This is a genomic window from Agrobacterium sp. rho-8.1, from assembly GCF_033957725.1.
Classification (GTDB): domain Bacteria; phylum Pseudomonadota; class Alphaproteobacteria; order Rhizobiales; family Rhizobiaceae; genus Agrobacterium.
Window position 1 is genome coordinate 171,485 of the sequence record NZ_CP192788.1, and the last position, 17,074, is coordinate 188,558.

Annotated in this window: 18 protein-coding genes; all 18 read right to left on the reverse strand. The window is 59.0% G+C overall.

The annotated features are described in order from the left end of the window. Nucleotides 1-118: 118 nt before the first annotated feature. The 18 genes from guaA to RMR21_RS00985 all read right to left on the reverse strand — a co-directional run bounded on the left by guaA (nt 119) and on the right by RMR21_RS00985 (nt 17,064). Nucleotides 119-1,696, reverse strand: coding sequence for a glutamine-hydrolyzing GMP synthase (gene guaA, locus RMR21_RS00900; protein ID WP_498668871.1), 1,578 nt, complete (start codon nt 1,694-1,696; stop codon nt 119-121). Nucleotides 1,697-1,780: 84 nt separating this feature from the next. Then, a complete protein-coding gene (locus RMR21_RS00905; RefSeq protein ID WP_498668872.1) occupies nt 1,781-2,419 on the reverse strand; it encodes a 5'-methylthioadenosine/S-adenosylhomocysteine nucleosidase in 639 nt (212 codons plus the stop codon). Beyond that, on the reverse strand, nt 2,416-2,865 hold the full coding sequence (locus tag RMR21_RS00910; protein ID WP_498668873.1) for a PaaI family thioesterase: 450 nt from the start codon (nt 2,863-2,865) through the stop codon (nt 2,416-2,418). Before RMR21_RS00910 ends, RMR21_RS00905 begins: the two co-directional genes overlap by 4 nt. Before the next feature lie 72 nt (nt 2,866-2,937). Next, on the reverse strand, nt 2,938-3,390 hold the full coding sequence (locus tag RMR21_RS00915) for a TspO/MBR family protein (RefSeq protein WP_498670201.1): 453 nt from the start codon (nt 3,388-3,390) through the stop codon (nt 2,938-2,940). A 53-nt stretch (nt 3,391-3,443) separates the two neighbouring features. Then, nucleotides 3,444-4,532 carry a DUF1513 domain-containing protein gene (locus RMR21_RS00920; protein ID WP_498668874.1) on the reverse strand — a complete coding sequence of 363 codons (1,089 nt, stop codon included), beginning with the start codon at nt 4,530-4,532 and terminating at the stop codon, nt 3,444-3,446. Nucleotides 4,533-4,534: 2 nt separating this feature from the next. After that, nucleotides 4,535-5,656, reverse strand: a complete 1,122-nt coding sequence (locus tag RMR21_RS00925; RefSeq protein WP_498668875.1) for an imelysin family protein — start codon at nt 5,654-5,656, stop codon at nt 4,535-4,537. Beyond that, a complete protein-coding gene (locus RMR21_RS00930; protein ID WP_498668876.1) occupies nt 5,656-7,146 on the reverse strand; it encodes a di-heme oxidoreductase family protein in 1,491 nt (496 codons plus the stop codon). Before RMR21_RS00930 ends, RMR21_RS00925 begins: the two co-directional genes overlap by 1 nt. 129 nt (nt 7,147-7,275) lie before the next feature. Beyond that, on the reverse strand, nt 7,276-8,553 hold the full coding sequence (locus RMR21_RS00935; RefSeq protein WP_498668877.1) for an imelysin family protein: 1,278 nt from the start codon (nt 8,551-8,553) through the stop codon (nt 7,276-7,278). A 156-nt stretch (nt 8,554-8,709) separates the two neighbouring features. Next, a complete protein-coding gene (locus RMR21_RS00940) occupies nt 8,710-9,999 on the reverse strand; it encodes an RsmB/NOP family class I SAM-dependent RNA methyltransferase (RefSeq protein WP_498668878.1) in 1,290 nt (429 codons plus the stop codon). Between the two features lie 101 nt (nt 10,000-10,100). Beyond that, on the reverse strand, nt 10,101-10,469 hold the full coding sequence (locus tag RMR21_RS00945; RefSeq protein WP_174151911.1) for a septal ring lytic transglycosylase RlpA family protein: 369 nt from the start codon (nt 10,467-10,469) through the stop codon (nt 10,101-10,103). A gap of 394 nt (nt 10,470-10,863) precedes the next feature. Beyond that, on the reverse strand, nt 10,864-11,742 hold the full coding sequence (locus RMR21_RS00950) for an SDR family oxidoreductase (protein WP_498668879.1): 879 nt from the start codon (nt 11,740-11,742) through the stop codon (nt 10,864-10,866). Beyond that, nucleotides 11,743-12,864: a tRNA epoxyqueuosine(34) reductase QueG gene (queG, locus tag RMR21_RS00955; RefSeq protein WP_498668880.1), complete on the reverse strand. Its 1,122-nt coding sequence runs from the start codon at nt 12,862-12,864 to the stop codon at nt 11,743-11,745. It abuts the gene before it with no gap. 99 nt (nt 12,865-12,963) lie between these two features. After that, on the reverse strand, nt 12,964-13,656 hold the full coding sequence (locus RMR21_RS00960) for a glutathione S-transferase family protein (RefSeq protein ID WP_174151912.1): 693 nt from the start codon (nt 13,654-13,656) through the stop codon (nt 12,964-12,966). Between the two features lie 232 nt (nt 13,657-13,888). After that, nucleotides 13,889-14,044 carry a hypothetical protein gene (locus RMR21_RS00965; RefSeq protein WP_164470679.1) on the reverse strand — a complete coding sequence of 52 codons (156 nt, stop codon included), beginning with the start codon at nt 14,042-14,044 and terminating at the stop codon, nt 13,889-13,891. A gap of 340 nt (nt 14,045-14,384) precedes the next feature. After that, a complete protein-coding gene (locus RMR21_RS00970; protein WP_498668881.1) occupies nt 14,385-15,365 on the reverse strand; it encodes a complex I NDUFA9 subunit family protein in 981 nt (326 codons plus the stop codon). A 118-nt stretch (nt 15,366-15,483) separates the two neighbouring features. After that, a complete protein-coding gene (locus tag RMR21_RS00975) occupies nt 15,484-15,771 on the reverse strand; it encodes a DUF1330 domain-containing protein (RefSeq protein WP_498668882.1) in 288 nt (95 codons plus the stop codon). A gap of 13 nt (nt 15,772-15,784) precedes the next feature. After that, nucleotides 15,785-16,477 (reverse strand): orotidine-5'-phosphate decarboxylase, encoded by a 693-nt coding sequence (gene pyrF / locus RMR21_RS00980; RefSeq protein WP_498668883.1) that lies wholly within the window; start codon nt 16,475-16,477, stop codon nt 15,785-15,787. Then, nucleotides 16,474-17,064 carry a histidine phosphatase family protein gene (locus RMR21_RS00985; protein ID WP_498668884.1) on the reverse strand — a complete coding sequence of 197 codons (591 nt, stop codon included), beginning with the start codon at nt 17,062-17,064 and terminating at the stop codon, nt 16,474-16,476. The genes pyrF and RMR21_RS00985 overlap by 4 nt, the downstream gene beginning before the upstream one ends. Nucleotides 17,065-17,074: the final 10 nt, after the last annotated feature.

Here is a 17,074-nt window from a genome sequence, read left to right on the forward strand (position 1 = left end):
AAGACAAGAGTAAGATACAGCGTCAGCAGGCCATATTCAAGCGTTTCGAGTGAACACAAAAAAGCCGGGCCACCGTCTTTCAACAGCGCCCGGCCAATCCCAAACAGTCAAAGCTGTTCTATTCCCACTCGATCGTGCCGGGCGGCTTGCTGGTCACATCATACACGACGCGGTTGATGCCCTTGACTTCGTTGATGATGCGGGTTGCCGCACGTCCTAGGAAGTTCATGTCGTAGGGGTAGAAGTCTGCCGTCATGCCGTCCACCGAGGTCACGGCGCGCAGCGCGCAGACGAAATCGTAGGTGCGGTAGTCACCCATGACGCCCACGGTCTGCACCGGAAGCAGCACGGCGAAAGCCTGCCAGATGGTGTCGTAAAGGCCAGCCTTGCGGATCTCATCGAGATAGACGGCATCGGCCTTGCGGAGAATATCCAGCTTTTCGCGCGTCACGACACCGGGGCAACGGATGGCGAGGCCAGGTCCGGGGAAGGGGTGGCGACCGATGAAGCTTTCGGGCAGACCAAGCTCGCGGCCAAGCACACGCACCTCATCCTTGAACAGCTCACGCAGCGGCTCCACCAGCTTCATGTTCATGCGTTCTGGAAGACCGCCGACATTGTGGTGGCTCTTGATGGTGACGGATGGACCACCGGAGAAGGACACGCTTTCGATGACGTCGGGGTAGAGGGTACCCTGCGCCAGAAATGCAGGTGCGCCCTTGCCGTCGGACGCGATCTTGGCGGCTTCGGCCTCGAAGGTCTCGATGAACAGACGACCGATGGTCTTGCGCTTGACTTCCGGGTCGGAAACACCGGCCAGTTCCGTCAGGAACAGGTCGGACGCATCCACATGCACCAGCGGAATGTTGTAATGGTCGCGGAACATGGTCACGACCTGATCGCTCTCGGCAAGGCGCATCATGCCGTGATCGACATAAATGCAGGTCAACTGGTCGCCGATGGCTTCGTGGATGAGAACCGCGGCAACGGAGGAATCGACGCCACCCGACAGACCGCAAATCACCCGCTCGGTGCCGACCTGCTCGCGGATCTTGCGGATCATCTCTGCGCGGTAGGCTGCCATGGTCCAATCGGACTTCAGACCGACGATCTTGTGGACGAAATTGGAGAGCAGCTTGGCACCGTCAGGCGTGTGCATGACCTCAGGGTGGAACATGGTGGTGTAATAGCGGCGCTCTTCATCGACGGCGATGGCAAACGGCGCGTTCTCGGATGTCGCGGCCACGTCGAAACCATGCGGCAATTGCGTCACGCGGTCGCCATGGCTCATCCACACGGGGTAGCGTCCACCCAGTTCCCAGAAACCGTCAAACAGCGGGCTCGCCTTCTTGATTTCGATGTCGGCGCGTCCGAATTCCGCCGCATGCCCGCCTTCGACAGTGCCGCCCAGCTGGGTGCACAACGTCTGCTGGCCGTAGCAAATGCCGAGGATCGGAATGCCTGCATCGAACACAGCCTGCGGTGCGCGCGGGCTTCCCTCTGCCGTCACGGAAGCCGGGCCACCGGAGAAAATGACGCCCTTCGGTGCCAGCTTCTCGAAAGCGTCCGCGGCGTTCTGAAACGGGTGGATTTCGCAATAGACTCCGGCCTCGCGAACACGGCGCGCAATAAGCTGCGTCACCTGGCTGCCGAAATCGATGATGAGGATGCTGTCGGGATGGGCTATCTGGGTCATGGCGAGCCTTTAAAGAAATCCGGGGCTTTAGGCAACCCGTGACATGGCCTGAAAAGCCAGAAAATAAGCGATTTAGCAAGACCTTTAGAGCGCGATCTCGCTAACTTCCACGGCGTGACACAGCCTGTCCACGGCTTCCGCCAGCTTCTCGTCAATCACGTGCAGATACTCCGTCCAGTCATCGATATGGCTCACATCCGCCTTGCCATCGGAGATGCCGCGCAGACCGATCAGCGGAATGTCGAAGCGCTGGCAGGCCCGCAAAATGGCAAATGTCTCCATCTCCACCATCTCTGCATCGATCACGTCATAGGCCGAGCCGGACACCACGTTTGCGCCGGTGGAAAGCCGCGCTTGCGCCACCCCCGGAATGCGCAGAGGCAAAGCGATTTCGGCAGGAAGATCGACAAACGGCGTGCGGCCTTTCTCGAACCCGAAGGCAGACGCATCCATGTCGCGGTAGGACACGGAGGTGGCCTGATAGACCTGCGCCTGCTCCAGTGTGCGCGATCCGGCAGACCCGAGCGACACCACGAGGTCCGGCAAACTGTCCCGCATCCGCATTTCGGCGAGCGCCGTCGCCACCGAAACGGCGGCCTCCACCGGACCAACGCCCGTCATCAGCGGTGTGAAACGCGCTTTCAGGTGCGGGCCATATTCGGCATCGGCCGCCATCACGAACAGCAGACGTTTGCCTGCAACATCCACAGTCTCATCCCTCATTCGTCGAAACCTTCGCGGCCCTTCATCACCATCATCGTGCCGGTCATGGAGGCAATCAACTTGGCGGGTCCATCGGACAGCGCATAAGCGCGACCGTCTGCGACGATGATATTGCTGCCCGGCTTGGTGATTTCACCGCGAAACAAAAACCGCTCGCCACGCCCTGGCGACATCAGGTTGACCTTAAACTCGATGGTCAGAAGCGACGTCTCCGGCGCGATGATCGTGTAGGCAGCATAGGTGCAGGCGGTGTCCAGCGCAGCGGCAATAACACCTGCATGCAGGATGCCGTGTTGCTGCGTGAGCTTCGGGTGAAACGGCAGCTCGATTTCCACCAGCCGGTGCTCGATGCGCGAAATCTCGGCTTTGATGGCCTGAACGACGCCCTGGCGTGCGAAGCTTTTTTCTATCCGCTGGCGATAATCGCCGGGATCGGTAAAATCCATTCCCCTGCCTTTCCCTGTTTCCTAGTCGAAACATGGCGTGTGCAGGACCACAAGGCAAGGGCGATGAGGTGGCTAGTTGAGATAGACGATGCTGGCGTTGAGCAGCGTCGCAAAAGCCACCCAAACCGCATAGGGGACGAACAGCCACATGGAGATGCGGTCGCGCGTGGCAGTCATCAGGATGAAAGCGACGACGCAGATCAGCATCGGTACGATAAGGATCAGCGCCCCAGCGGGGCTCTGCATCGTGAAGAAGATCGGCGACCACATGAAGTTCAACAGCATCTGGCTGCCCCACAACTGCATGCGCCCGCCCATGCGGCTTTGCAGCCACGTGCGGGCTCCGGCAATCGCAATCATCACGTAAAGCGCTGTCCAGACCGGCCCGAAAATCCAGTTGGGTGGATTGAAGAAGGGTTTGTTGAGCGACTGGTACCATTCGCCCGGCACATTGTTCATGCCGATCAGCGCGCCGATGGTGACGACTGCCAGGACGAAAAGGAAATAGACCAGCGCTTTTTTCATAGAGATCAAATGCACAGACGTGCCTTCTGTTCCGGTGTTATTTTAGCAATTTATCAGGCAAGTCTCACGATGTGCTGGTCCCACGCCACGGCACTGGTTTTGGTCCCGAATTGCCCATCATAGGACGAGGTTACGATGCCTTTTGCCGCAGCGGCCACACCCGCCGCCTCGCGAAGCGCCGTCTCGCCGACAACGCTACCGCTTTTCTCATCCAGCATCACCGTCACATTGCCGTTGGGCGATGTCAGGCCGACGATGCCGTCTTTCCGGTTGATGGCGATGGCCCCGACATAATTGGCCAGTCGCGCGGTGGTTTCTTCCGGCATATCGATGAAGCGCAGATCATCACCCTTGGAAAAATACCCCACCAGCGGCGGCATATCGTTGCGCGGTCCCTCATACTGACAGGCAAACCAGATGCGCCCGTCACGTCCCAGATCGACATGGCGGGTGGAAAGCTGGCGCAGGTCTTTCGCGAGCCCATGCCGCTGGATCAGCCGTCCCGTCGCCGCATCGAGCAGCACCAGCGAAGGCTCCATCGCGTCGATGTTGAGCTTGGTGCGACCAAAATCCGGGTGTGTCTCGATGCCGCCATTGGCGATGATGATCATCCGCCCGTCGTCGCTGACAGTCATGTCATGGGTGCCGATGCCGCGCGCATCATATTCACCGATCCGCCTGAAGTCATCACGGGCATCGTAGAGACCGATCACACCACGATTTCTGTCGAAGTCGTTTTCGCTGGCATAGAGGATCGATCCATCAGGCGAAAACTGGCCGTGCCCGTAGAAATGCCGGTTCTCCGGCGTGTGCATCACGATGGGTTCGCGCCGTTTGGCGGGGTCGAACGCCATGAAGAAGGTGCCGGGCCTGCGGGCAAAGGCCACCGTTACGCCGGTAGCACGGCTGGCCGCCATGCCATGGGCGCGGGCAGGCAGAACCAACCGGTCGATAATCTCGCCCGCTTCGCTCACCGTCGCCACGCCGTGAGCGCCATCGCGGTCGCGGAAGGCAGAGGCAAAGACCGCGTCCGTCCGCTCCAGTGCATAGAGCGAGCGCGGCGCAAGCGATGCCAGAAACGGCAATCCTGCCGCCTTGATGAAGGTGCGGCGGTCGATCAGCAGCCGTTTGTCCTTCGTCACACTCAATCCCCATCCGCAAACGAAAAGCCGGAGCTGAGGCCGACGGCCCCACCATACTGGTCGTTGATGCGGTAGATCAGGTCCTTGCCGTTCAACAGAAGATAATCGACCTTGGCGCGTTCCTTGTCGTCATCGAGCGCCTTTTCAACATCGGGTTCGATGGTGCTGGACACGCGGACCATGGATTTGGCGATAAAGTCGATGGAGCCCATAATCGAGCGCTGATCCGGCGGCAGAAGATCGCTCATGCCTGCCTTGTGCAGCAGCGTCTGCACGGCAGACACATTGTCGCCAATGCTCTTCCATGTCAGGCCCGAGCGCCAGTAGATTGCGGTGCGCGGAAATTTGGCATTGTCCGGCCCCTTGTAGAAGGTTTCGATGCGTTGGTCGCGAATGGCTTCCGAGCCGTGTACCAGAATGCCCAGCAGCGCCACCAGCGCCTCGCGCTCGTCACGAAACACCGGATTGTCAGGTCCGGGTTCCTTCCAGTTCTTCGCCATCCCGTCCGGCGCGTCCCAGAGTTCGGAAAGTTCCTTGCCAATATTGGCGACATTGCCCGCAATGGCCGCGCCATAGCGGCAACGGAAGCCGTTCTTCTCAGTCAGAATGGCGTCCGCACCAGTGCCGTACAGCACATATTCCAGTGCCCCAAAACCCTGCGCCGCAACGCTTTTTGCCCGCAACCCCTGCGGCGTCGTCACGCTCTCGTCTTTTTCCGAGAGGGCGCGCTGCACCTGCTTCAGGCCAAGACCCTTCTTGTCGGGATAATACAGGACCCGCTCGAAGCGGTTCTGCTCGATGACGGGGCCGACGCGGACGATCTCGATACCCGCCCATGCGTGGGCCGCATCCGCAAAGCCTGCTTTCGCTGCCGCCATCGTGTCTGCGGAAGGCGCGGCGCACAGCGCTTGCATCTTGCCCTCCAGCGCCTTGGCGCTATCGCGAAAACCGTCATAGCCGGGGCGAATGAAGCCATCCACGGCCTTTTCCATCACGCTGCGGACTTTCACCGGGTCGAGCGGCGGTGGCGGCATCAGTTCCACATCCTGCGCCAGTGCGGTGCCGAAGCTCACCAGAAACGCGAGCGGCAGAAGGGCGTGAATTTTTCGCATCGCATTTTCCATCAAAGAGACTCCAGAAATTTGAGCAAAGCCTGCCGATCCGACTTTTGCAAGGCAGCAAAACCATCGCGGGCTTTTTGTGCCTCGCCGCCATGCCACAAGATCGCTTCGGTCAGGCTGCGCGCCCGCCCGTCATGCAGGTAAAAACCATTGCCGTTCACGGCTTGCGTCAGGCCGATGCCCCAAAGCGGCTGGGTGCGCCATTCCTGCCCGCTGGCCTCGCCCACTTGCTGACCATCCGCCAATCCCTCGCCCATGTCGTGCAACAGAAAATCGGAATAGGGCCAGATCAGTTGAAAGGAATGCAGCGGATCGTTGGCGTCGCGTTTGGTCACGAATTTCGGCGCATGACAGGACGCACATCCCGCCTCATAGAATTGCTGCTTGCCGCGCAGAACTGAGGGGTCATCGACATTGCGGCGTGCAGGTACGGCCAGATTTTCGGTGTAGAAGGTCATGAGATCCAGCACGGGGGAGGGCGCTTCCACGTCGCCCAGACGCTTCTGCACACCGGTCGGCATGGCCAGACAGTCCGGCTCGTTCTCCGTACAGTCGCCAAAGGCATTTGGCGCATCCGGCGAGGAAATGCCGATATCATGCGACAGCGCATGGGCGGCCTGATCGCGCACGCTGGCATTCTGCGCCTTCCAGCCGAAACGACCGAGTTTCAATTCACCTGTGCGATGGTCCCGCACAAAAGCCGGCCTGCCGCCATCCGGTCTCGCATTGGCCAGAATATCCGCGTCAGGAATGGCCTCGATCAGGCCCAGACCCAGCGTCGGCTGAGCGATGCGGGCAGAAAGCGTCGTATCCGGCTCCAGCGGCCCGTAAGTCAGCCCGTCGATAGTGTATGTGGGCTTTCGCAGGGATACGGTCTCACCATCACCAAGCGTGACCACTTGCTCCTGATAGGAGATGGCGAGCTTGCCTTCCGCTTTAAGTCCCGGGACTGCAAGGTTCTGTAGTTGCCCGCCATAGGTCGCATCGGGAAAGTTCACCACATCGTGGTCACGGATCGCTCGTAATTCGTCCGGCGTGCGGGCAGGCCGCGCGAGGCGTAGAAACATCGAAACCGCGTCTTCATTCCCCACCGGCGGTCGCCCGCGCCCATCCTTGGTGTGACAGCTCTGGCAAGACCGCGCATTGTAGAGCGGCCCCAGCCCGTCAGATGCCTGCGTGGAAGACGGCGAGGACACCCACAGCTTCTGAAACAGCGCATTGCCCAGCTTGAAATCCTGGCCACGCTCGAAGGTCATGTTGGCGGAGGCCTGCGAAAACGGATCGCGCACTTCAGTTGTCGTCGCAGCCCCGGCGGACATGGCTTCGAACGGTTCTGCCTTGGAAAAGTCGGTGGTTGGGCGGGTTATCTGCTGGACTCGGCCCAGGTCTTTGGCGGAAAGATCGGACCGACCTGCGGTTTGCGCAGCCGCCAGAGTGCTGGTCACCATGATCAGCAACGTACCCAGCAAACGAGGTGGTTTCGTGGACGTCATAAAGACACGCGGAGGATAGGCCCAGGCATGGTCAAAGTGAGTGATTGCGTTCTTCGCACAACAATTCGCCCGCATAGGTTCTGGCAGCAGGAGGCAGGCCGCATGTCACGCACGCGGCCTGCACCGATCTTACTTGAACACCGCGTTCGGGCTATCAAGGCTGTCGGAGCCTTCGAGCTGGATCTTGCCCAGATCGAGAGCTGCAATGACGCGCTCGATGGTCTTGGTCTGGTCCAGAAGCCCGTCGATCGCAGCCTGTACGGTCGCGTTGCCGTCCTTGTTGCCTTCGGCAATCATCTGGTCGTAAGCCTCAACCGTCTGGCCGCGCTTTTCCATGGCATGCATGGCATCCAGCGTCTTGTTCAGCTTGGCCTGCATTTCCGTGTCCAGCGATTTGTCACTGGCAGCGACGAGTTGCGAAAGCGAAGGGCCGGTCAGCTTCTTGCCATCTACCGTTGTGTACTCACCGCTATAGGCGGCGGCGATGCCGATGGCGTCGTTGAGATGCGAGTTGTAGGTGTTGTCGGAGAAGCAATCGTGCTCTTCTTCCGGGTCGTGCAGCAGAAGGCCAAGCTTCATGCGTTCGCCTGCCAGTTCGCCGTAAGACAGCGAGCCCATACCGGTCAGAATGGCGGTCAGCCCCTTCTTCGGATCGGCTTCCACGGTTTTTGCCGCTTCGCCATCCGGTGCCCAGTTGTCGGTCATTTCCTTGAGGTCGGCAACCAGAAGCGTCGAGGCTGCCTTCAGATAATCGGCGCGACGGTCGCAATTGCCACCGGTGCAATTCTTGGTATCATAATCGGTGTAGGGGCGGTTTCCCGCACCCGGTCCCGTGCCGTTCAAATCCTGGCCCCAAAGCAGAAACTCGATGGCGTGGTAACCGGTGGTCACGTTGGCTTCCACTTCGCCCGCTTCCGCAAGGCTCTGGATCAGCTCCGGCGTGATCTTGGAGGCATCGACCTCTTCGCCGCCGACCTTGATCTTTTTGTTGGCGATGATGTTGGCGGTGTAGAGCTCGTTCTCGTCGCTTTCTGTGCCATAGGCGCCGTCGACGTAATCGATCAGGCCTTCATCCAGCGGCCAGGCATTGACCTTGCCTTCCCACTCATCGACGATCGGGTTACCGAAGCGGTAGACTTCCGTCTGCTGATAGGGAACGCGAGCTTTGATCCAGGCTTCGCGCGCAGCCTTCAGATTGGCCTCGCTCGGCGTGGCGATCAGCGCATCGATGGATTTGTCGAGTGTCTGCGCGGTCGTCAGCGCGTCCTGATATTTCGCGTGGCCAAGCTCCGCGTAATGTTTGACCACCGCTGCTGGGTCGGTCGCGGCGCTGGCGGGAAGCGCGGTGAGGGTCACTGATGTGGCCAGAAGCGCAAGACTTGCGCCAAAAAAGGATTTGCGGAACATGGTCTCTCCTATCGGCCCCCTTGTAACGAGGCCGTGAAGGCGAGTTCTGAACCAATCGCAAACTTGTGTCAAATATTCTAGTTTAGAAACTTTCCAACAAGGGCGCAGGATTTCGATATCTTTCGAAACCGGCAGTTGCCGGTGGGTGAAATACCTCTAGGCAGTCCGCTTCATGGCGCAGAAAAAGAAGCCGTCCGTATCGGTAGTCGCAGGCGTCAGTGTCAAAGTTTCGCCATCGGCAGAGTACGGCTTGACCGTGTCGGGACCGAAGATGCTGGTCCAGCGATCCAGCGCGGAACGGATGGAAAACTCCGGGTTCTCGGCACAGAAACGACGAACCTGACGCTCGTTTTCTTCTGGAAGGACAGAGCATGTGACATAGACCAGCTCTCCACCGGGGCGCACGAACATCTTGGCCTGATCCAGTGCCTGTCGCTGCTGTTCGACCCGCTCTTCCAGATTGCGCTGCGTCAGCCGCCACTTGGTGTCGGGCCGACGACGCCATGTGCCGGTGCCGGTGCAGGGGGCATCGACCAGAACGCGGTCGAATTTGTTTTGATAGCGCTCCAGGGCCTCAGCGCGGTCGTGAACCTGCACATTGCGGGTTCCCGCGCGCTTCAATCGTTCGATGATCGGAGCCAGCCGCTTGCGGTCGGCGTCGAAGGCATGAACCTGACCCTTGTTGTTCATGGTCGCCGCCATGGCCAGCGTCTTGCCGCCACCGCCCGCACAATAATCGAGGATCTGTTCGCCCTCTTGCGCGCCGGCAAGATCGGCTACGATCTGCGATCCCTCGTCCTGAACCTCGAACCAGCCCTTCTGGAAGGAAAGCTCGGCTGTCACGTTGGGCAGACGCGAAGGGCCTGCGCCTGCCGCAATTCGCACGCCCTGGCGGGCAATGCGCGTGGCCTCGGCTTTTGCGTCTTCCAGTGCCTTGATGACCTTGGTGCGCGATGCCTTCAGAGTATTGGCGCGAAGGTCGAGCGTCGGGCGCTCGTTCAGCGCCTTTGCCTGCCGCAGCCAGTCCTCACCGAAGGTCGCCTCGAACGATGCCTGCACCCAGTCGGGAATGTCGCCCTGAACATGGGCAGGCGCGTCAGACAGAGCGCGCGATGCGAATGCCGACAAAGCCGCATCTGACAAAGGTTCCGGCGCAAATTTGTCGCCGTCGAATTCGGCTGTCAGTTGCTCGGCGGATTTGCCCCATTGGCGCAACATGACGGCGTAGCCGAGCGCAGTCGCGCTTTCATCATCCATCAGCCATGCGTGGGAAAGTTTCATGCGCAGAGCATCGTAAACGATGTTGCCGATGGCGGCCCTGTCACCGGAGCCGGCAAAACGATGCGCCAGTCCCCAGTCCTTCAGTGCGTCGGCAACCGGGCGTCTGCGCGCCTCGATATCCGCCAACACTTCGATAGCCCCGGCCAACCGCCCGCCCAAACGCATATTCTACCTCATTCACAATCTGTCCGGGTTGGTAGACGCGAATGGTGTCGAGGGCAAGTCTTCGCCCAGAATTCCCTAAAAAACGCTCAGAAGGAACAGGCTTAGTTGGAGGCCATGATTTCGTAGCAGACCTTGGCCGTGCCGGAACTGACCATGCCGATGTTTTTGGCGGCTGCCTTGGAAAGATCGAGCACGCGTCCCTTGATGAACGGACCACGGTCGTTGATGCGAACCACGACGGCCTTGCCGTTGCGAGCGTTGGTTACCTTGACCTTGGTCCCGAAGCGCAGCGAACGATGAGCCGCGGTCAGGTTGGAGGGGTTCATCCGCTCGCCCGAAGCAGTCTTGGAGGTCAGTGCATACCAGGATGCGCCTCCGCAGCCGGTACCGGCCTGTGCTGAAAGTGGAGCAATGATGGAACATGCGGCTATAGTTGCAGCCGCAAAAGTCATGCGTCGTATATGCGTCAAACTGTGCTTCCCTGATACTCGGCCCCGCGCCGATGGACTTAGGCGTATTGAATTGAGGAGAGTGTAGAGCGAGCGAAAGATGGCGAAAAATGGCCAAGGGGTCATCACGAAGTGTTACGCGCTGTAACATTCGTGAAGCGTCTATGACCCCTGAATTTAGACAGGTTTCGATACATTCGGAAAAAATTCATTTGGAATCAACGCCAAACGAAAAATCCGTGCAAATGCCGGGTAAAGCGAACCGGATCACGAATTCACTCTGAAATAATTTTCCAAGACATGAAAATTTTAGCCAAGTTGCGCCTTAACAAATGGTTAAAAAGGCGAAAATGCGATTAAAACATTCCAGAAAAGGGCTTTGGATGGATTTTTCATAACGGCGGAATATGAACGGTTATTCATCTCGCCAAATGCTTTCATCCCACATCTGTCGCAGCGATTGGCTATAGTTGGGATAGGCAAAGGTGAAGCCAAGCTCTTTCAGCTTGCGGTTTGAGACGCGTTTGTTTTCGCCATAGAAAGAACGGGCCATCTCGCTCAGCTGTGCGGTCTCGAAGGGTTGCTCTTCCGGCGGTTCCACATCCATCAGGTCGGCCGCAAAGGCGACGACATCCTGCGGCGGTGCAGGCTCGTCATCCGTCACGTTGAAGATGCCGTGGGCCTGGTGTTCGATCAGAAATTCGGTGGCAGCACCAATATCCTCGACGCGGATGCGGTTGAACACCTGCTCCTTCTTCACCAGTCGCCGGGCCGTGCCCTTTTCAAGGTTGATGAGGCCGTTACGGCCCGGGCCGTAAATTCCCGAAAGCCTCAAGGTGCAGAGCTTGACGCCTGCCTGCTGGCAGGCCGTGTCCCAGGCCTGTTCCGCTTCCACGCGCTCTACGGAGCGTACGGAGACAGGGCGGCAGGGCGTGTCTTCATCCACCCAGTCTCCATCGTGGTTGCCATAGACACCCACCGTCGAGAGATAGGCAGCCCATTGCAAGTCCGGCATGAGGCTTTTGAGGTCGCCCTTGCACAGCCGCAGCAGCGGATCGCCAGAAGCGCTCGGTGCAATCGACTGCACCAGGTGCGTAACGCCGCGCAACTCTGTGCGCAACTCGTCGCTGATCGCCTCGCCGGTAAAAATGAAAGGAGCGATGGCCCGGCACTGCAATGTCGAGATTTTGTCTTCGCCGCGCGTCGTGCCGGAAATGCGGTCCATATCGGTCTGGAGTGCTCTGGCGATGGCCTTGCCGGAATATCCGGCCCCGAAAATCATCAGATGCGACATTTACACTCCTGCTAACAACCACTCGTCCAGCACGTCCGAATCGTCTTCGGATGCACGTGTGCCAGCGTAGGCATTGAAGCTGTGCCTGTCCATCAATCTTGACAGTGCCCACACCGCCATACCGCGTACATCGGGCGATTTATCCTGTGCAAGTATCTGACATTGATCAATAAATTTCGCGTCACCGGAATTTCCAGCAGCGATCAGGACATTGCGAATGAAGCGATTGCGACCAATCCTCTTGACAGGAGATCCGCTGAAAAAGGCACGGAAAGCGGCATCGTCCAGCGTTAGCAGAAAAGCGATTTCCGGTTCCTTCAGATCGTCTCGCGCCTGCAGTTTTATCTCGGATGCGCTCGCCGCAAACTTGTTCCAGGGGCAGGCGGCAAGGCAATCGTCACAACCATAGATACGGTTACCGATCATCGGCCTGAACTCCGGCGGTATCGGTCCCTTGTGCTCGATGGTCAGATAGGAAATGCAACGCCGTGCATCCAGCTTGTAGGGTGCGGGAAAGGCATTGGTCGGGCAGGCGTCGAGACAGGCCCGGCAGGAGCCGCAGTGATCCGTTTCCGCCTCATCCAGGCGCAGATCGGCTGTGGTGAACATGCTGCCCAGAAACAGCCACGACCCATGGCTGCGGCTGACGAGATTGGTATGTTTGCCCTGCCAGCCCAACCCGGCAGCCTGGGCCAGCGGCTTTTCCATCACCGGCGCCGTATCGACAAAGACCTTCACGTCTTCGCCCGCACGCGCAGCAAAGCGCGTGGCAATCTCTTTCAATCGTCCTTTGATGACATCGTGATAATCGCGGTTGCGGGCGTAAACGGAAATCGCGGCCTTGTCGGCTTTGGATAAGATGCCGCGCGGGTCTTCATCGGGGCCATAGTTCAGGCCAAACATGACGACGGACTTCACCTCGCTCCATAACGTCTTCGGTCGCGCACGGCGCTCCTGCGTCTCTTCCATCCAGCCCATGGTGCCGTGGAAGCCGTTGTCGATGAACTCCCTAAGTCTCTCAGGCGCAAGTGGAATACTGTCGGCTGAGGTGACACGACAGAGATCGAAGCCAAGCGCGGCGGCTTCTGCGCGGACGAAGTCCGTCAGCTTGGCAGCATGCATCTGTTGCTTCTGCAATGCCGTATCGATGGCTTTTCTCCCGATGCGCGGCGCAATGAAACCGCGTCGTGCACCATTATATCGTAAGCCGATGTCTCAGGCTTAAAAATCCAGGTCCGCATAATGGGACGAGGGCGCAAGCCGTGGCACGCGCTCTGTCAGTAGCGGTCGGAAAGAGGGGCGCGATTTGACGCGCTGGTACCATTCCTTGGCAATCGGCGCTTCCAGCCAGTTGATCTCGCCGAGATAATCGAGAATGGAAACGGAGGCTCCAGCGGCCAGATCGGCGTAGCTCAGCCGGTCGCCTGCAAGCCACGTGCGCGAACCTGCCAGCCATTCCAGATATTTCATATGCTGATGGACGTTGGAGCGGGCCGTGCGCAACAGCTTGCTGTCAGGCGGGCCACCACCCTGAGCGGTGGACATCTGCAACTTGTAAGCACGTTCCCGCACCAGCGGCCGCGTCACATCCGTTTCCATCTTCTGCAAGAACCATTCCGTCAGGCGGCGGATCTCGGCGCGCTGGAACGGGTCTTCGGCCAGAAGGCGCCTGTCCCGTTTCAGCACACCATGGGTTTCGTCCAGAAATTCGGCCAGAACATAGGGACCACAGAGCGAGCGCATATTGTCGTCGAGATAGACCGGCAGCGTTCCCGCCGGGTTGAGTGCCAGAAACTCCCGCCGCTTTTCCCATGGCTGCTCCTCGACGAGATCCGCCTGAAAACCGTATTCGGTCAGGATCAGCCGAACGAATCGGGATGCGGTCGACATGGGAGAATGAAAAAGGGTTGGCATGGCACTCAGATTTTTTGATGAAAGGAAGGGTTGTCTTTATCGCCAGGCGGCGGACAAACGATGGCCTGTGCAGAAACTATAAGTTCAGCTTTTTTAAGACAAGTTTAACAGCCGCGCGATTGCCACATCACTTTATCGCTGAAAAGGCCCATTCACCCACGAAAAAAGCGCCTTCGATCGACCCGATGGCGCTTTTTTGAAATCATGGCACAAGCGCTTTGCTTGAAATCGATCAGTTTGCCGAGATCGAGCTCGTGGCACATGGATCGACGCCATAGGCTGGCGAACAACCGGTCTTGCCAGCTGCGACCGTGCCCGGCGCCATGAACGAACCTGCCAGAACAACCAACGCCGCACACGCAAAAAAGAGTGCGATAGACTTGCCCATTTTATATTTGCCTTTCAGACGATGACCGCAACGACACCCGCCGCCGCACGATGATTGTTAGGTTCTGGATTGTGTGTAGGATGTGGCATTTAGCAATAAAGGACCTTGCTGAACACCGGGTTAATGCGAACTCTTGTTCACAGTTGCCCATGTGCCACGCTTGGTCTTCTGTCGTGCTGATTTCATGATGTGCCCCCACATACGAAAAAAAAGGCAGCGAACGTGATCGCTGCCCGTTGGGTGCTTAACTCACAGTTTTGAATTTGGTTGCACGCACTTTTTTAAAAGCGTGACGACGAATATTTGATGCGGGGTTTTCGTCCGGACATGCCCAGAAAGCTTAAGCGGCTTTGCCCGTTTTGCTGAACTGTCCGTGGGTGCGGTAGCTCACCATGTAGGACGGCAGAACGGATGCGACGCGCACCGGCGTGATGCCGAGACCGTCGAGCGTCATTCCGGAATTGGTGGCTTCTGCAGACACGACATTGTCGTTTCGCAGCATCGTGACCTGATCGGCCGTCAGTGGCGGGGTGATGAGCGGTATCATCGATGCGACCTTGCCGATCATCGATGCGATGCCGAAAGGTAGAGAGACGAGCGGCCGCTGGCGATAGGTGGCAGCCAACACGGCCTCGAGACAGTCGCGGAATGTCATCACGTCCTGCCCGCCCAGTTCATAGGTCGCGCCAGCCTTCAGCACGCCATCGACGCTGCGGGCCACGACTTCCGCCACGTCCTCGACATAGACGGGCTGGAACTTGGTGTGCCCGCCACCGATCAGCGGCAGAAACGGCATGCGCTGCGCCATACCGGCAAATTTGTTGAAGAAATCGTCTTCCGGTCCGAACACGATCGACGGGCGCAGAATGATGGCATCCGGCAGAACCGAGCGGATCGCAGCTTCGGCGCGGCCTTTTGTGCGGGCATAACCAACGGACGAAGTTGCATCGGCGCCAATGGCGGAAATATGCGTCAGGGTTGCGCCTGTGTTCTTTGCGGCCTCGGCCACGGCACGCGCACCGAATTCCTGTACGGCGTCGAATGTGTTGCGACCGCTCTCGAACAGAATTCCGACGCAGTTGACCACATGGTCGGCGCCTTCAACGGCCTTGTTGATGGACTCCTTGTAACGCAGATTGGCTTGCACAAAGGAGATCTGCCCGACATTGCCCAGCGGCTGCAAAAAGCCGGCCAGATCAGGACGGCGAACGGCAACACGAATGCGGTAGCCGCGCTTGGCCAGAAAACGCACCACATGCCGTCCGACAAAGCCCGAGCCGCCAAAAACGGTGACGAGAGGGGGAAGGTTGGCCAATGGCATGGGAGGCTCCTGCGAAGCGTTGATTACAAGCGTTTCCGTCTCTTAGCTTAAACCCGATGCAACGGGAAGAGAGAACAGCGTTTGCGGCCAACCAGAATGAACGGTTACTTGGCGATGATCAGGCGCCGTCCATGATCATCAGTTCGGTATCGGCCACCTCCTGACGGATTTTCAGCGCCTGCTGATATTCATCGGAGTTGTAGCAATCGAGGGCATGCTGCATCGAGGGAAACTCGATGATGACATTGCGCGCCCGGCCCTTGCCTTCGAGCTGCGTGACGAGGCCACCGCGTGCCAGAAAGTTTGCCCCGAAACGCTCGAATGCCGGTGAGGCTGTGGAGATATAGTCCTTGTAACGCTCGGCGTCACGCACATCCACCTGTGCAATCCAGTATCCCTTGGCCATGGTCTTATCCTTTTCAGATTGCTTTGGACATCTCGTCCAGAATGGCAAGTGCTGCAGCCTTTGGGTCGGCGGCTTTGACGATGGGGCGGCCCACGACCAGATGGCTGGAGCCAGCCTTGATCGCATCGTATGGCGTCACGACCCGCTTCTGGTCACCGGCATCGCCACCAATGGGGCGAATTCCGGGGGTAACGACGGCCATATCGGCACCGACGATCTCACGCACAGCGGCAGATTCTTCCGCTGAACAAACGATGCCACCCATGCCTGCGTCCCGTGCCTGGGCTGCCCGCTTCAGCACCAGCGAACGGGCGTCACCCTGATATCCGGCCTCGATCAAATCCACATCATCCATCGAGGTCAGCACTGTCACGCCCAGCAGCGTCAGCCCGGACCCTTGCGCCGCCTTCACCGCAGCCCGCATGGCCTTGGGGTAGGCGTGCAGCGTCAGCATCGACATGCCCATCTTGGCGATGTTTTCCACACCCGACGCCACTGTGTTGTCGATGTCTAGGAGCTTCATATCGAGGAAGATGTTTTTGCCGCTCGCGGCCAGTTCCTTGGCGAATCCCAGCCCGCCCGCAAAGGCGAGCTGGTGGCCGATCTTGTAGAACAGCACGTCGTTACCCAGCGCATTGACGATGGTTTCGGCCTCAGCCACGGTTGGAACATCAAGCCCGACGATCAGGCGCTCGCGTGCGGTCATAGTGTCATCCCCTGCCACGTTTCCATTGCCGTCCAGTCGCATGTGATGCGCCGGTCTGCAAGGGTAAAACAGAACAGATTGCCACCACCCGGTGGCTGGTCGGTGCTGCGGGTAATCTGGCTTCCTGCGAGGTGGCATTTCAGCAAGGTGCCGACGCCGCCATGTCCGATAAAGGCAATAGCCAGCCTAGGATCATGGTCTGCGAGAACAGCCTCGACAGCCGCTACGATGCGGGCTTGCGCATCAATGGCAGTTTCCCACCCCTTGTAGCTGGCATGCGGGTGGGCAAAGAACCAGTCCGCCGCTGCCTCGAACTGGTCTGGCGGCAGAAACCCCGTCGCACTCCGGTCGTTTTCGTGCATGTCGGGAACGGTCTCAACGGCAACGCCGCTCACCGATGCAACAATCTGCGCCGTTTCGGCGGCCTTGTTCTCGGTGCTGCTAACGATGCGGCTCAAGGTTTTGGCCCAGGGCAGGGCGCTGGCCTTGCGTGTCCTTTCGACGCCCAACTCCGACAGGCCCCATTCGGGAACCGGCACATCGGCGTCGATCCTGACCTGTGGGTGGGTGATATAAAGCGCGTACATGATGCAACGC

Excerpts from the sequence above, each read along its gene's own strand:
- RMR21_RS00975 (WP_498668882.1), bottom strand. The coding sequence starts at position 15,771 with ATGGCCAAGGGATACTGGATTGCACAGGTGGATGTGCGTGACGCCGAG.
- RMR21_RS00915 (WP_498670201.1), bottom strand. The coding sequence starts at position 3,390 with ATGAAAAAAGCGCTGGTCTATTTCCTTTTCGTCCTGGCAGTCGTCACC.
- RMR21_RS00970 (WP_498668881.1), bottom strand. The coding sequence starts at position 15,365 with ATGCCATTGGCCAACCTTCCCCCTCTCGTCACCGTTTTTGGCGGCTCG.
- RMR21_RS00960 (WP_174151912.1), bottom strand. The coding sequence starts at position 13,656 with ATGCCAACCCTTTTTCATTCTCCCATGTCGACCGCATCCCGATTCGTT.
- guaA (WP_498668871.1), bottom strand. The coding sequence starts at position 1,696 with ATGACCCAGATAGCCCATCCCGACAGCATCCTCATCATCGATTTCGGC.
- RMR21_RS00905 (WP_498668872.1), bottom strand. The coding sequence starts at position 2,419 with ATGAGGGATGAGACTGTGGATGTTGCAGGCAAACGTCTGCTGTTCGTG.
- RMR21_RS00985 (WP_498668884.1), bottom strand. The coding sequence starts at position 17,064 with ATGTACGCGCTTTATATCACCCACCCACAGGTCAGGATCGACGCCGAT.
- RMR21_RS00910 (WP_498668873.1), bottom strand. The coding sequence starts at position 2,865 with ATGGATTTTACCGATCCCGGCGATTATCGCCAGCGGATAGAAAAAAGC.
- queG (WP_498668880.1), bottom strand. The coding sequence starts at position 12,864 with ATGCATGCTGCCAAGCTGACGGACTTCGTCCGCGCAGAAGCCGCCGCG.
- RMR21_RS00935 (WP_498668877.1), bottom strand. The coding sequence starts at position 8,553 with ATGTTCCGCAAATCCTTTTTTGGCGCAAGTCTTGCGCTTCTGGCCACA.
- RMR21_RS00965 (WP_164470679.1), bottom strand. The coding sequence starts at position 14,044 with ATGGGCAAGTCTATCGCACTCTTTTTTGCGTGTGCGGCGTTGGTTGTT.
- RMR21_RS00925 (WP_498668875.1), bottom strand. The coding sequence starts at position 5,656 with ATGGAAAATGCGATGCGAAAAATTCACGCCCTTCTGCCGCTCGCGTTT.
- RMR21_RS00930 (WP_498668876.1), bottom strand. The coding sequence starts at position 7,146 with ATGACGTCCACGAAACCACCTCGTTTGCTGGGTACGTTGCTGATCATG.
- RMR21_RS00950 (WP_498668879.1), bottom strand. The coding sequence starts at position 11,742 with ATGTCGCATCTGATGATTTTCGGGGCCGGATATTCCGGCAAGGCCATC.
- RMR21_RS00940 (WP_498668878.1), bottom strand. The coding sequence starts at position 9,999 with ATGCGTTTGGGCGGGCGGTTGGCCGGGGCTATCGAAGTGTTGGCGGAT.
- pyrF (WP_498668883.1), bottom strand. The coding sequence starts at position 16,477 with ATGACCGCACGCGAGCGCCTGATCGTCGGGCTTGATGTTCCAACCGTG.